At 68.8% G+C, this 13,095-nt stretch carries 9 protein-coding genes; 2 read left to right on the top strand and 7 right to left on the bottom strand.

The features are described 5' to 3' along the window. Positions 1 to 71: 71 nt before the first annotated feature. Positions 72 to 935 carry a crotonase/enoyl-CoA hydratase family protein gene (locus NQV17_RS07605; protein ID WP_257771015.1) on the top strand — a complete coding sequence of 288 codons (864 nt, stop codon included), beginning with the start codon at positions 72 to 74 and terminating at the stop codon, positions 933 to 935. Between the two features lie 51 nt (positions 936 to 986). Here NQV17_RS07605 and pdeR read toward each other — a convergent pair whose 3' ends face one another. The 4 genes from pdeR to NQV17_RS07625 all read right to left on the bottom strand — a co-directional run bounded on the left by pdeR (position 987) and on the right by NQV17_RS07625 (position 9,721). Then, entirely contained in the window at positions 987 to 2,990 is a 2,004-nt protein-coding gene (gene pdeR, locus NQV17_RS07610; RefSeq protein ID WP_257771017.1) for a cyclic di-GMP phosphodiesterase, read from the bottom strand. Between the two features lie 672 nt (positions 2,991 to 3,662). Further along, positions 3,663 to 7,301 carry a hydantoinase B/oxoprolinase family protein gene (locus NQV17_RS07615; RefSeq protein ID WP_257771019.1) on the bottom strand — a complete coding sequence of 1,213 codons (3,639 nt, stop codon included), beginning with the start codon at positions 7,299 to 7,301 and terminating at the stop codon, positions 3,663 to 3,665. Between the two features lie 130 nt (positions 7,302 to 7,431). Beyond that, complete coding sequence (locus NQV17_RS07620) at positions 7,432 to 8,736, bottom strand: MFS transporter (RefSeq protein ID WP_044847288.1); 1,305 nt, start codon at positions 8,734 to 8,736, stop codon at positions 7,432 to 7,434. Positions 8,737 to 8,947: 211 nt separating this feature from the next. Further along, a complete protein-coding gene (locus tag NQV17_RS07625) occupies positions 8,948 to 9,721 on the bottom strand; it encodes a putative hydro-lyase (protein ID WP_257771022.1) in 774 nt (257 codons plus the stop codon). 203 nt (positions 9,722 to 9,924) lie between these two features. Here NQV17_RS07625 and NQV17_RS07630 point away from each other — a divergent pair, with 203 nt between their 5' ends. Then, positions 9,925 to 10,857 carry a LysR family transcriptional regulator gene (locus NQV17_RS07630; RefSeq protein WP_257771024.1) on the top strand — a complete coding sequence of 311 codons (933 nt, stop codon included), beginning with the start codon at positions 9,925 to 9,927 and terminating at the stop codon, positions 10,855 to 10,857. Positions 10,858 to 10,918: 61 nt separating this feature from the next. Here NQV17_RS07630 and NQV17_RS07635 read toward each other — a convergent pair whose 3' ends face one another. From NQV17_RS07635 to NQV17_RS07645, 3 genes are all read right to left on the bottom strand, one after another. Next, positions 10,919 to 11,245: an antibiotic biosynthesis monooxygenase gene (locus tag NQV17_RS07635; protein WP_257771026.1), complete on the bottom strand. Its 327-nt coding sequence runs from the start codon at positions 11,243 to 11,245 to the stop codon at positions 10,919 to 10,921. Between the two features lie 65 nt (positions 11,246 to 11,310). Continuing rightward, on the bottom strand, positions 11,311 to 12,297 hold the full coding sequence (locus NQV17_RS07640; protein WP_257771028.1) for a YkgJ family cysteine cluster protein: 987 nt from the start codon (positions 12,295 to 12,297) through the stop codon (positions 11,311 to 11,313). Beyond that, on the bottom strand, positions 12,291 to 13,088 hold the full coding sequence (locus tag NQV17_RS07645; protein ID WP_257771237.1) for a MetQ/NlpA family lipoprotein: 798 nt from the start codon (positions 13,086 to 13,088) through the stop codon (positions 12,291 to 12,293). Before NQV17_RS07645 ends, NQV17_RS07640 begins: the two co-directional genes overlap by 7 nt. Positions 13,089 to 13,095: the final 7 nt, after the last annotated feature.

Below are 13,095 nucleotides of genomic sequence, written 5' to 3' on the forward strand. Positions count from 1 at the left end.
CGTGCGGGGGCAGGTTTCCACGTCGTCGGCCGCGTCGGTCTCTGAAAAACCACATCTCTCGAGGACATACCATGCAACTCCAATCCCATCCGGCGTGCCGTCCGTTTTACGAAGCAGGCGAACTCACGCAGCTGACCGCGTTCTACGAAGAAGGCCGCAACGTCATGTGGATGATGCTGCGATCGGAGCCGCGGCCGTGCTTCAACCAGCAACTCGTCACCGACATCATCCATCTCGCGCGCGTCGCACGCGACTCGGGCCTGCCGTTCGACTTCTGGGTGACGGGCTCGCTCGTCCCCGAGCTGTTCAACGTCGGCGGCGACCTGAGCTTCTTCGTCGACGCGATCCGCAGCGGCCGTCGCGACCAGCTGATGGCCTACGCGCGCTCGTGCATCGACGGCGTATACGAGATCTACACGGGCTTCGGCACCGGGGCGATCTCGATCGCGATGATCGAGGGCAGCGCGCTGGGCGGCGGCTTCGAGGCCGCCCTCGCGCACCACTACATGCTCGCGCAGAAGGGCGTGAAGCTCGGCTTCCCCGAGATCGCGTTCAACCTGTTCCCGGGCATGGGCGGCTATTCGCTGGTCGCGCGCAAGGCGGACCGCGGGCTCGCGGAATCGCTGATCTCGTCCGGCGAGGCGCATGCGGCCGAGTGGTACGAGGATCGCGGGCTGATCGACCAGACGTTCGACGCGGGCGACGCATATCTCGCGACACGCACCTTCATCGACGTGATGAAGCCGAAGCTGAACGGCATCCGCGCGATGCTGCGCGCACGCGAACGCGTGTTCCATCTCACGCGTTCCGAGCTGATGGACATCACCGAGGACTGGGTGCACGCGGCGTTCACGATCGAGCCGAAGGATCTCGCGTACATGGAACGCCTGGTGATGCTGCAGAACCGGCGCGTGTCGAAACTGCGCACGGTGTGACGTGAGCGGCGCGCCGCCGCGTAACCGGCGGCGCCCGTCATGCGGGGAGGCTCAGGCGATCAGCCTGAGCTTTCTCGTTTCCGCGAGCCAGGCCTCGAAGGCCTGGGCCGGCATCGGCCGCGCGAAGTAGAAACCCTGCGCGTGGTCGACGTTGATCTGCTTCAGGAATTCGGCTTCCGCGTGCGTCTCGACGCCCTCGGCGACCACCGAGAAACTCAGCGCCCGCGCGAGCGACACGACCGAGCGCACCAGCGCCTGCGAGCGCGGGTTGCGGTCGATGCCCGTGATGAAGCTGCGATCGAGCTTGATCGAATCGAGCGGCAGCCGCGACAGTTGCGACAGCGACGAATAGCCGGTGCCGAAATCGTCGAGGTGAATCTCCGCGCCGAGGTGGCGGAACTGCTTCATCAGCTCGTGCGCCGCTTCCTCATCCTCGATGAAGCTGCTTTCGGTGAGCTCGATGTCGACGAGGCTCGGCTTCAACCCGGCGCTGTCGAGGATCGATGCGAACTGATCGACGATGTTCATGTCCTGCAACTGCCGCGCGGATACGTTCACCGCGATCCGCACGTCGAGCCCCTTCGTCTTCCACGCGGCGGCCTGCGCGGCCGCGGTGCGCATCACCCAGCGCCCGAGCGGCGCGATCAGCCCCGATTCCTCGGCGAAGCGGATGAACTCGATCGGCGCGACGAGCCCGCGATCCGGCGACTGCCAGCGGATCAGCGCCTCGACGGCGTGCACGTCGCCGGTCGCGATGTCGACGACCGGCTGGTAGTGCAGCACGAACTGCTCTTCCTCGAGCGCCTTGCGCAGGTTCGTGTCGAGCCACATGTACTTCGCGACCTTCTGGTTCATCTCCAGCGAGAACACGCGGTACGTATGCTTGCCCTCTTCCTTCGCGACGTACATCGCGGTGTCGGCGCTGCGGATCAGCGTTTCGAGCGAGTCGCCGTGCTGCGGATACATCGCGATGCCGATCGAGCAGCTCGTGTAGACCTCCACCAACCCGAGGTGGATCGGCGTACGCAGCCGCTCGAGGATGATCTGCGCGGTCGCCTCGAGCAGCGGCCGCGTGCCGTGCTCGAACAGCACCAGGAATTCGTCGCCGCCGAGCCGCGCGAGCGTCGCGCCGGACGGCAGGCAGCCGCCGATGACCATGGACACGTCCTGCAGCAGGCGGTCGCCGGTGATGTGCCCGTAGTGGTCGTTGACGCGCTTGAAGTTGTCGAGATCGAGGAACAGGATGCCGACCTGGCCGCGCACGTCGGTGCGGTCCGCGGCCAGCGCGACGCGGATGCGCTCGCTGATTGCGTGACGGTTCGGCAAGCCGGTCAGCACGTCGGAATTCGCGAGTTCGCTGAGCCGCTTCTGCGCGTTGCGCTCCTCGGTGACGTCGACGCCCGAGCAGATCAGGAACTGCTCGTCGGCGCCGCTGCCGCTCTGCACGAACTTGTTGCGGAACTGGAACAGGCGCGGGCCGTTGACCGTGTTGATGTAGCGCTCGACCTCGAACGCCCGGTTGCTCGCGAAAAAGCCGGTGATGTTGCTGCGCGACTGCGCACCCTGGTCGGGGCTCATGAACAGCTCGAACGCGCTGCGGCCGATCACGTCGACCTCGCGCTTGCCGGTCACTTCCTCGCACAGGCGGTTGAAGCGCTGCACCATGCCGTTGCGGTCGAGGATCACGACGAGCGAATTCACCTCGGACACGACCTGCTCGGCGAACGCGAGCCCGTGCGCGAGGTCGCCCGCGACGGACGCGGTATCGGAATAGGCGGAGGCGGTGCCGGCCCAATTGGCGGTATCGACCTTCCTACCGACCAGATGGAGGCTGACCGGATCGCCGAACAGCGCGAGTTCGAGCACGAGGTGCGACGTGACGCCGGTGAGCGCGCGGATCCGCGCGGCCTGCTCGCCGGTCAGTGCCACCGCGGCATTGGTCAGGCCGCGAACGGCGGCCAGCTCGAGTGCATTGCTGTCGCTGCCGAGCCGCCAGCATGGGCTATGCGTACCGAGATGCGCTTCGAGCACGGCGCGATCGTTTTCGTCATCCATGGACACGCCCCGATCCAGAAAAAACGCACAGTGTAGACGGAGGCGAGCCGGCCGCCCCCGATCCCCGGGCGCGCAGCGCGCGTACCCGGCGGGGCAGTCGTGATGACCGTGCCAGTGGCCCTCGTTCCGTACTTGTTTCCAACCAATGCGAACCGGCGTTCGCGCATCTCGCGCGCAGGTTTTCCAAACGAATGATGGAACCCATCTTATCAAATGACGAAGAAGATTGGCACTCACATTTGGAACGAGGTGTCAAGGAACCGGAACTCGGTTGGCATGACGGATTTTTCGTGATTGGCGGGCTGCGCGAATCCGGTCGCGAACGCGTCGAACCAGGACGGCGGAATCGCCGGAGCGCCCCGCCGGACGGCGGTTTGCGGGAAATCGCGGCATCCCGGCAGCGACGTGTCGGCGCGGCGCGGCGGCGGGGTCGGATCGCATTGCGCCGCGCGCGGAATCAGGGATTTTCGTGGCCGTTCGTGCGTGAATGCGCGCCCTTATTCCCAGCGCTGTTGCAACATCGCGTCGATCGGTGCGAGCGAATAGATCGCCGGACCGCGCAGCCGATGCAGCAGCATGAATGGAACCGGTGCGATCGCCGCCCGGAACGCGCGAAAGCGGTGCGGCGGGCGCCCCGCCGAACCGCTTTCCGCGTGCGTCACACCCTGTCGCTCAGCCCGCCGCGCCGTACCCGCCGCCGCCCGGCGTTTCGACGACGAACACGTCGCCCGGCGCCATCTGCGCGCGGCCGATATGCTCGAGCGTCTCGACCGTGCCGTCCGCCCGCTCGATCGTGTTGCGGCCGAGCGCGCCGGCTTCGCCGCCCGCCGCGCCGAACGGCGCGTGGATCCGGTTGTTCGACAGGATCGACGCGGTCATCGGCTCGAGGAAGCGGATTCGCCGCACCGCGCCGTCACCGCCGCGCCAGCGCCCGGTGCCGCCGGAACCCGCGCGCAGCCGATGCGAGTCGAGCCGCACCGGATAGCGCCATTCGAGCACCTCCGGGTCGGTCAGCCGCGAGTTCGTCATGTGCGTCTGCACCGCGCCGACGCCCGCGAAGCCGTCGCCCGCGCCGCTGCCGCCGGCGATGGTCTCGTAGTACTGGTAGCGGTCATTGCCGAACGTGAAGTTATTCATCGTCCCTTGGCTCGACGCGACGCAGCCGAGCGCGCCGTACAGCGCGTTGGTGATCGCCGACGACGTCTCGACGTTGCCCGATACCACGGCCGCCGGATACTCGGGGTTCAGCATCGAGCGCGCCGGCACGATCACCGTCAGCGGCTTCAGGCAGCCGGCGTTCAGCGGGATGTCGTCGCCGACCAGCGTGCGGAACACGTACAGCACCGCGGCCATGCAGACGGCCTTCGGCGCGTTGAAGTTGTTGTCGAGCTGCGCGGACGTGCCGGTGAAGTCGATCTCCGCGCGGCGCGCCGCGCGGTCGACGCGGATCGCCACGCGAATCTCGGCGCCGTTGTCGAGCGGATAGCGATACGCGCCGTCCTGCAGCGCGCCGATCACGCGCCGCACCGCTTCTTCCGCGTTGTCCTGCACGTGCCCCATGAACGCGAGCACGACGTCGCGGCCGAACTGCCCGACCATCCGCCGCAGCTCGTCGACGCCCTTCTGGTTCGCCGCGACCTGCGCGCGCAGGTCGGCCATGTTCTGCTCGATGTTGCGCGCCGGATAGCGGCCCGACGCGAGCAGCGCGCGCGTGTCGGCATCGCGCAGCACGCCCGCCGACACGAGCTGCCAGTTGTCGATCAGCACGCCCTCTTCGTCGATGTGCGTCGAATCGGGCGGCATCGAGCCCGGCGTCGTGCCGCCGATGTCCGCATGGTGGCCGCGCGAGCCGACGTAGAACAGCGGCGTGTCCGAGCCGTCCGCGAACACCGGCGTGATGACGGTGACGTCCGGCAGGTGCGTGCCGCCGTGATACGGGTCGTTCAGCATGAACACGTCGCCGTCACGCATGCGGCCGCGGTTGCGCTCGATCACCGTGCGGATGCTCTCGCCCATCGAACCGAGATGCACCGGCATGTGCGGCGCGTTCGCGATCAGGTTGCCGTCGCCGTCGAAGATCGCGCACGAGAAGTCGAGCCGCTCCTTGATGTTCACCGAATACGCGGTGTTCTGCAGCCGCAGCCCCATCTGCTCGGCGATCGACATGAACAGGTTGTTGAAGATCTCGAGCCGCACCGGATCGGCATCGGTGCCGAGCGAGCGGCGCGTCGGCAGCGGCGTCGTGCGCGTCAGCACGAGGTTGCCTTGCGCGGTCATCTGCGCGCGCCAGCCGGGTTCGACGACGGTCGTGCCGTTCTTCTCCGCGACGATCGCCGGGCCGTCGATCGTGTCGCCGGCCAGCAGCGAGTCGCGCACGTACAGCGCCGCGTCGTGCCATTGGCCGCCGGAATGGAAACGCACGGCGCTGTGCGCGCGCGGCGCCGCGCCCGCGTCGCGCGGCACGAGCGGCGCGATCTCGACCGGCGCATCCGAGCGGCCGATCGCCTCGACCGATGCCAGCTCGGCAACCAGCGGCGTGCCGGGCATCAGGAACGCATAGCGCTGCCGGTACGCGGCCTCGAACGCCTGCTGCATCGCGGCGACGCTGCCGGCCGGCACGTCGAGCGCGGAATCGGTGCCCTGGTAGCGCAGGTGCACGCGCCGCTCGGTCGCGATGCGCTCCTGCGGCACGCCCTGTTCGAGCAGCGCGCCGACCGCGTCGTCGGCCAGCCGGTCGAGCGTCGCGTTCAGCGCCGGCAACGATTCATCGGACAACACGGCTTCCACCGCGCGCTCGCGCATCGCGGTCTGGTCGGCGAGCCCCATCCCGTAAGCGGACAGCACGCCCGCGAGCGGATGCGCGAACACCTGCGTCATCCCGAGCGCGTCGGCCACGCCGCAGGCGTGCTGGCCGCCCGCGCCGCCGAACGTCGTCAGCACGTAGCGCGACACGTCGTGGCCGCGCTGCACCGAGATCTTCTTGATCGCGTTCGCCATGCTGCCGATCGCGATTTCCAGGAACCCTTCGGCCAGCGCCTCGGGCGTGTCGCGCCGCCCGGTCGCCGCGTGAATCTCGTCGGCGAGCGCCGCGAATTTCGCGGCCACGCCGTCGCGGTCGAGCGGCTGGTCCGCATGCGGGCCGAACACGCGCGGGAAGTGATCGGGCTGGATCTTGCCGAGCATCACGTTGCAGTCGGTCACCGTCAGCGGGCCGCCACGCCGGTAGGCGGCCGGCCCCGGGTTCGCGCCGGCCGATTCGGGCCCGACGCGCAGCCGCGCGCCGTCGAAGCCGAGCACCGAACCGCCGCCGGCCGCGACCGTGTGGATGCTCATCATCGGCGCGCGCATCCGCACGCCGGCCACCTGCGTCTCGAACACGCGCTCGAATTCGCCGTTGTAGTGCGACACGTCGGTCGACGTGCCGCCCATGTCGAAGCCGATCACGCGCTCGAAGCCGGCCGCGCGCGCGGCGCGCACCATCCCGACGATACCGCCGGCCGGGCCGGACAGGATCGCGTCCTTGCCCTGGAACGCGTCGGCGCGCGTCAGGCCGCCGCTGCTCTGCATGAACTGCAGGTTCACGCCGGGCATCTCGTGCGCGACCTGCTCGACGTAGCGGCGCAGGATCGGCGACAGGTACGCGTCGACCACCGTCGTATCGCCGCGCGACACCATCTTCATCAGCGGCGACACCTCGTGCGACACCGACACCTGCGTGAAGCCGATCCGGCGCGCGAGATCCGCCAGCGCGCGCTCGTGCGCGGTGTAGCGATAGCCGTGGATCAGCACGATGGCCAGCGCCTGCACGCCCGAGTCGAACACGCGGCGCAACGCCGCCTCCGCGCGTTGCACGTCGAGCGGCACGACGACGTCGCCGTGCGCGCCGATCCGCTCGTCGACCTCGACGACGGTCTCGTACAGCGCATCGGGCAGCACGATGTCGAGATCGAACAGGCGCGGCCGGTTCTGGTACGCGATGCGCAGCACGTCGCGAAAGCCGCGCGTCGTCGCGAGCGCGGTGCGTTCGCCCTTGCGTTCGAGCAGCGCGTTGGTTGCGACCGTCGTGCCCATCTTCACCATGTCGACGCGCTCGGGCGTGATCGGCTCGCCGTCGGCGAGGCCGAGCAGGTGGCGGATGCCGGCCACGGCCGCATCGCGATACTGCTCGGGATTCTCCGACAGCAGCTTGTGCGTGACGAGCGAGCCGTCGGGCCGGCGCGCGACGATGTCGGTGAAGGTGCCGCCGCGGTCGATCCAGAATTGCCAGCGCGCGGCGTCGGAGGAAACGGGGAAAGTGTGTCGGTCAGTCATGGCGATGAACTCGATGCGTCGTTGAACGAAGGACGAGCGCCGCCGCACGGCGCGCGTCGCGCGCCGCGTGAGGGCTTCGATGAAAAGGGAGCGGTAGAAAGGCGGCGGGCGGGCGCCCGCCCATGCGGCGTTATGCGGCGTCGAGTTCGCGGCCGCGCGTCTCGGGCAGCGTCAGCGCGGCGACGATCAACACGCCGTAGGCGGCGACCGCGAAGATCCCGATGCTCGCGCCGAGCCCGTAGTGCTTCGACAGCGCGCCGATCAGGAACGGAAACAGGGCGCCGATCGCGCGGCCCACGTTGTAGCAGAAGCCCTGGCCCGAGCCGCGCACCCGCGTCGGGAACAGCTCGGTGAGGAATGCCCCCATCCCGGAGAAGATGCCCGATGCGAAGAAGCCGAGCGGGAAGCCGAGCCACAGCATCGACGCGTTCGTGAGGTGCAGCACCGGCGACGTATAGGCGAACGCGATCACCATCGAGCCGAGCGCGAACAGGATGAAGTTCGGCTTGCGGCCGAGCCGGTCGGTCAGGTACGCGCTCGTCAGGTAGCCGACCCACGAGCCGAAGATGATCATCGCGAGATAGCCGCCGGTGCCCATCACGGTCAGGTGCCGCTCGGTCTTCAGGAACGTCGGCAGCCAGGTCGTGATCGCGTAGTAGCCGCCCTGCGCGCCGGTAGTCAGCAGCGCCGCGCGCAGCGTCGTCGACAGCAGCTTCGGCGCGAAGATTTCGGTGAGGCGCGGCGCGTCGGCCACCTTCGCCTGTGTGGCCTTCTCCTTCTCGTAGACGTCCGGCTCCTTCACGTAGCGGCGGATCACGACCACCAGCAGCGCCGGCGCGAGGCCGACGAGGAACAGCGCGCGCCAGGCCTGTTCGGCCGGCAGCACCGAGAACAGCAGCGCATACAGCAGCGCCGACAGCCCCCAGCCGATCGCCCAGCCCGACTGCACGAGGCCGACCGCCTTGCCGCGATCGCGGGCGCGGATCACTTCGCCGATCAGCACCGCGCCGGCCGTCCATTCGCCGCCGAAGCCGAAGCCCATCAGCGCGCGCGCCGCGAGCAGCTGGTGATAGTTCTGCGCGAGCCCGCACAGCGCGGTGAACACGGCGAACCACAGCACCGTCAGCTGCAGCGTGCGCACGCGGCCGATCCGGTCGGACAGGATGCCCGCGATCCAGCCGCCGAGCGCCGACGCGAGCAGCGTCATCGTGCCGATGAAGCCGGCGTCCGCGAGCGAGATGCCCCAGGTCGCGACGAGCGTCGGGATCACGAACGACAGCATCTGCGTATCCATCCCGTCGAGCATGTAGCCGACCTTGCAGCTCCAGAACGCGCGGCGTTCGCGCGGCTGCGCGTCCGCATACCATCCGAACAGGCCGTTGCGTGCGGGGCCCGCGGGGTCGGCGGCGGGCGCCGCGAGGGTCTTACTTTCCATGGTGAAGCTCCTGTCGAAATATGCGGTCGAAACCTTGCGTGTGGTGCGTGTGGTGCGTGTGGTGTCGTGCGCTTCTTGCGTCGTGCGTTGCTTGCGCGCGTCGCGCTGCGGGTGCGCGCCGCGCTCCGGGCGGGCGGATCGTCTGTGGTCGCGGCATGCCGCCGCGTCGGGGCCGGACCGGCGCCCGTGCGGGCCGCCGGCGTCGGTCGGGTCAGAACACGGCCAGCGACGCGTTCGTGATGTCGGTCATCAGCATGTAGCCGGGCGTATGCGCGATCGCGAGCGGCAGCTTCGCGTCCATCAGCGCGGTTTGCGGCGTCACGCCGCACGCCCAGAACACCGGCAGCTCGCCGTCGCGCACCGTCACCGCGTCGCCGAAATCGGGCGCGCCGAGATCGGCGATGCCCAGTTCCTGCGGATGGCCGATATGGACCGGCGCGCCGTGCACGCCCGGGAACCGGCTCGTGATCTGCACTGCGCGGATCGCGTCGGCGCCGCGCAGCGGCCGCATCGACACGACCAGCTGGCCGCCGAAGATTCCCGCGCGCCGGTTCGGAATCGTCGTACGGTACATCGGCACGTTGCGACCCTCCTCGATGTGGCGCAGCCCGATCCCTTCGCGCGCCAGCATGTCCTCGAACGAGAACGAGCAGCCGATCGCGAACACGACGAAATCGTCGCGCCACAGCGCTTCGAGCGATTCGACCCGCTCGGTCAGGCGCCCGTCGCGGTAGACGTTGTAGCTCGGCACGTCGGTGCGGATGTCGAGATCCTCGCCGAGCACGTCGAGCCGGAACGCGCCGGGTTCGCCCACGCCCAGCAGCGGGCACGCTTTCGGATTCGCCTGGCAGAAGCGCAGGAAATCGTGCGCGTACTCGTTCGGCAGGATCGCGAGATTCGCTTGCGCGAACGGGCCGCACTGGCCGGCTGTCGGGCTGCGGAACGTGCCGTTGCGCACGGACTGGCGGAATTCGGTAGGCGTCATGATGGTCGCGGGCAGATCGATATGTCGTCGGGATGACGGTTGCGTCAGCGGATACGGCGAAGAATAGAAAAGAAAAAATTTTGTCGCCAACGAGTTTTTTTGCGCCGCGTGTATAGAATTTCTTTACACGAAGCCGGGTTTTCCCCAGTCCCGTTCATTTTTTCAGCGGGGCAAGCTGCGCGCCCAACGCCTTGCCGACCGCCATGAACACGCGTTTCCTCGAAACCTTCGTCACGCTCGCGAAGCTGCGCAACTTCCGCACGACGGCCGCCGCGCTGCACGCGACACCGGCCGCGATCTCGCAGCGCCTGAAGGCGCTCGAGGACGAATTGCAGACCGTGCTCGTCGATCGCGACAGCCGCGAATTCCGGCTCACGCCGAACGGCGAGTACCTGCTCGGCTATGCGAAGGCCGTCGTCGAGGCGACGCACGAGCTGCAGGCCGCCGCGGCCGGCGAAAGCGCGCTGCGCGGCAAGTTGCGGCTCGGCGTGATCGAGACGGTCGTGCACAGCTGGCTGCCGCATTACCTGCGTCGCCTCGCCGCCGACTATCCGCAACTGGAGATCGACCTGACCGTCGACGTCAGCGTCGTGCTGCAGCGCCGGCTGATGGCCGGCGAACTGGACCTGATCATTCGCGTGGAGGGAAGCGACGAGGCGTCGGTCGTCTGTGACGCGCTCGCGAACTATCCGGTGCGCTGGATCGCGCGCGCGGGGCTGCTGCCGACCACGCGCGCCGGCCTCGCGCGGCAGGTGCTGCGCCAGCCGATCCTGACCTACGGGCGCGGTACCGCGCCGCACCGCGCGCTCGAGGACATCGTGCGCACGCTCGCGCACGCGCATGGCGTGCCGCTGTCGGAGACGCGCATCACCGGCTCGCCGTCGATCTCGGTGATCGTGCAGCTCGTGCGCGACGGCTTCGGCGTCGCCGCGATTCCGGTGCTGTTCGTGGATGCGCTGATCGCGAGCGGCGAGGTCGTCGAGCTGCCGCTGCAGCCGTCGCCGCCGTCGATCGTCGTGTCGATGTCGCGGCGGGCGGACGCGCCGAAGTTCGTGCATGGCGCGTCGATCGCGGCACGCGCCGCGTGTCACGAGTATTGCGAGAAGAGCAACCGGCTGCTGGTCGAGGCGCTTTGATGTGGTGTGGGGATGCCGGGCGGATCACGCACGGCGCCTGAAGCGCCGTTCGGCGATCGGCTTACGCCGGCTGCCGCGCATGCGGCTGCGCAAGCTTGCCGTCGCCGTATTCGCGCAGCACCTGCGAGATCACCACGCGATAGCCGTCCAGCCAGCGCGCCTGCTTCGCCTTCGCTTCCAGATGCGCGGGATGCTGCATCAACTGCCGCAGCGCCGCCTCCGATTCCCAGTAGTAGACGTTCTGGATCAGCCCCGCCTCGGCGTTCTCCCACGTCTCCTCGCCGAGGTAGCCGGGCGTCGCGCGCGCCGTGTCGGCGATCTGCCGGTCGAGGCGGTGGAATTCGTCGTCGTATTGCCCGGCGCGGAAAATGAAGGTCGATGCGTACATGCGCGCCCCATCGGAGACGGTTGAAAGAGCGCCAAGTGTAAGGCACGCGCGGCGTGCCGCCGGTGTCACGCGGTGAGCGCGATGAAAGCGTGCCGATCGTCGAGCCACGCATCGATGCGCGGGGCGTCGGTGCGCGTGCCCGCCTTGGCGGCCGGCATGGCGGCGAGTGCGTGCCCCGCACGTTCGAGTGCCTGCGCAAATCCGCGCAATTCGGCCGTCGCCGGTCGGTCGTCGAGACGACGGCGTGCGAGTGCCGCCTCGATCCGTGCGTCGATCAACGCGCGCTGCGCGTCGATGAAGTCGATGCACAACGCGCGGCAATGCGCGGACACCGATGCGACGGCCAGCAGCACCGGCACGATCGACATCGTCAAGTAGCCGCCGGGCGCAAGCCGCGACAACGCCGCGCGCACCTGCGGTCCGCCGTCGATCAGCGATGCGAACACCGCGTCACGCCATACCGCACGCTCGAACGCGAGCGCATCGCGAAACGTGTCGAGCGCCGCGCGGTCCGCGACCTGCCCAGCCGTCACGAGCGGCAGCGCCGACGCCATATCGTCGGAAGCCGTGCCGCCGTCCGCGCCGACGATGCAATTCGCACCGAGCCACGCCGTCTCGTCGCGCCGCCCGGCGAGCACGCGGGATTGCAGGCGGTCCGGCAGCATCGGATCGAGCGGCACGGCGCCGCAGATCGAAGGCTTGTACGCATGCACGCTGCAGCGGCCGTCGTCGGCCAATGCAGGACAGCGCCCGAGCGACGGATAGTCGTAGCCCTGAAGCGTCAGCGCAATCCATTCGTCGCTCGTGCCGCGCGCACGATGGAACAACGTGTTCGCGAGCGCATCGCAGGCGGCGATGTCGTCCGCGTCGAGCGCATGCTCGCGTCCGCCCGCGCGCGTTCGTTCACCGATGCGCCGCTTCGGCACACGATGGATCGTCAGCGCGCCGACGAAGCGGTGCCGATGCCGGAACAATTCGCGCAACGACAGCGTCGGCGCGCTGTTGCAGCAGCGGCCGCACGCATTGCACGCGAGGCGGTAGTCGTCTACCACGGCCGCCGCACCGAGTCCTGATAGCGCGTCAGGATGAAATGCGCGACGTCGTCCGAGTGATACGCGGCGACGAGCTGCGCAACCCACGGCTTCGTGCGGTCGGCGTCGCGCACGGTCAGCACGTTCGCATACGGCGAGCGCGCATCCTCGAGATTGATGCTGTCGCGCGCCGGTTGCAGCCCCGCGCGCGCGGCGTCCTCGTAGTCGATCGCGACGAACGCGGCCGAGTCGAGCGCCGCATGCAGCCGGTCGCGGCGCAGCGCGACGAACTTCAGCGCGAGCCGGTTGCCCGTCACGTCGCGCAGCGTCGCATGCAGGCCGGCCTGGTCGCGCAGCGTCACCAGCGTGTCGTTCTGCAGCAGCACGAGCGCGCGAGCCATCCCGCGCGGATCGGCCGGGATCGCGACCGTCTCGCCTGGCCGCAGTTCGTTCAGACTCCTTATCTTGCGCGAATAGAGCGCCATCGGCAGCGTGACAGTCGGCGCGACGGCGTTCAGTGCATGACCTTTCGCCGTGCGCGTCGCGGCAAGGCGCTGTGCGTCCTCGAAGCTCGCCGCGTCGATCCTGCCGTCGGCGAGCGCGGTATCGATGCGCGACGCGTCGTCGAATTCGACGACGTCGACATTCAGCCCGCGCGTGGCGGCGACACGCTTCACCTCGTCCAGGATGTCCGCATGCACGCCGCGCGTCACGCCGACGCGGATCGTCGACGTGACGGTTTCGGCCGCCACGATCCAGCCCGAATGGGCGACACCGCACGCAACGATCAGCGACGCGGCAACGCAATGCATCGCCCGC

The sequence above is a fragment of the Burkholderia sp. SCN-KJ genome (genome assembly GCF_024656005.1).
Taxonomy (GTDB): Bacteria; Pseudomonadota; Gammaproteobacteria; order Burkholderiales; family Burkholderiaceae; genus Burkholderia.

Bases quoted from the DNA above. Each gene is read 5' to 3' on its own strand.
- NQV17_RS07645 (WP_257771237.1), bottom strand. From the start codon at position 13,088: ATGCATTGCGTTGCCGCGTCGCTGATCGTTGCGTGCGGTGTCGCCCAT.
- NQV17_RS07620 (WP_044847288.1), bottom strand. From the start codon at position 8,736: ATGGAAAGTAAGACCCTCGCGGCGCCCGCCGCCGACCCCGCGGGCCCC.
- NQV17_RS07625 (WP_257771022.1), bottom strand. From the start codon at position 9,721: ATGACGCCTACCGAATTCCGCCAGTCCGTGCGCAACGGCACGTTCCGC.
- NQV17_RS07605 (WP_257771015.1), top strand. From the start codon at position 72: ATGCAACTCCAATCCCATCCGGCGTGCCGTCCGTTTTACGAAGCAGGC.
- NQV17_RS07635 (WP_257771026.1), bottom strand. From the start codon at position 11,245: ATGTACGCATCGACCTTCATTTTCCGCGCCGGGCAATACGACGACGAA.
- NQV17_RS07615 (WP_257771019.1), bottom strand. From the start codon at position 7,301: ATGACTGACCGACACACTTTCCCCGTTTCCTCCGACGCCGCGCGCTGG.
- NQV17_RS07630 (WP_257771024.1), top strand. From the start codon at position 9,925: ATGAACACGCGTTTCCTCGAAACCTTCGTCACGCTCGCGAAGCTGCGC.
- pdeR (WP_257771017.1), bottom strand. From the start codon at position 2,990: ATGGATGACGAAAACGATCGCGCCGTGCTCGAAGCGCATCTCGGTACG.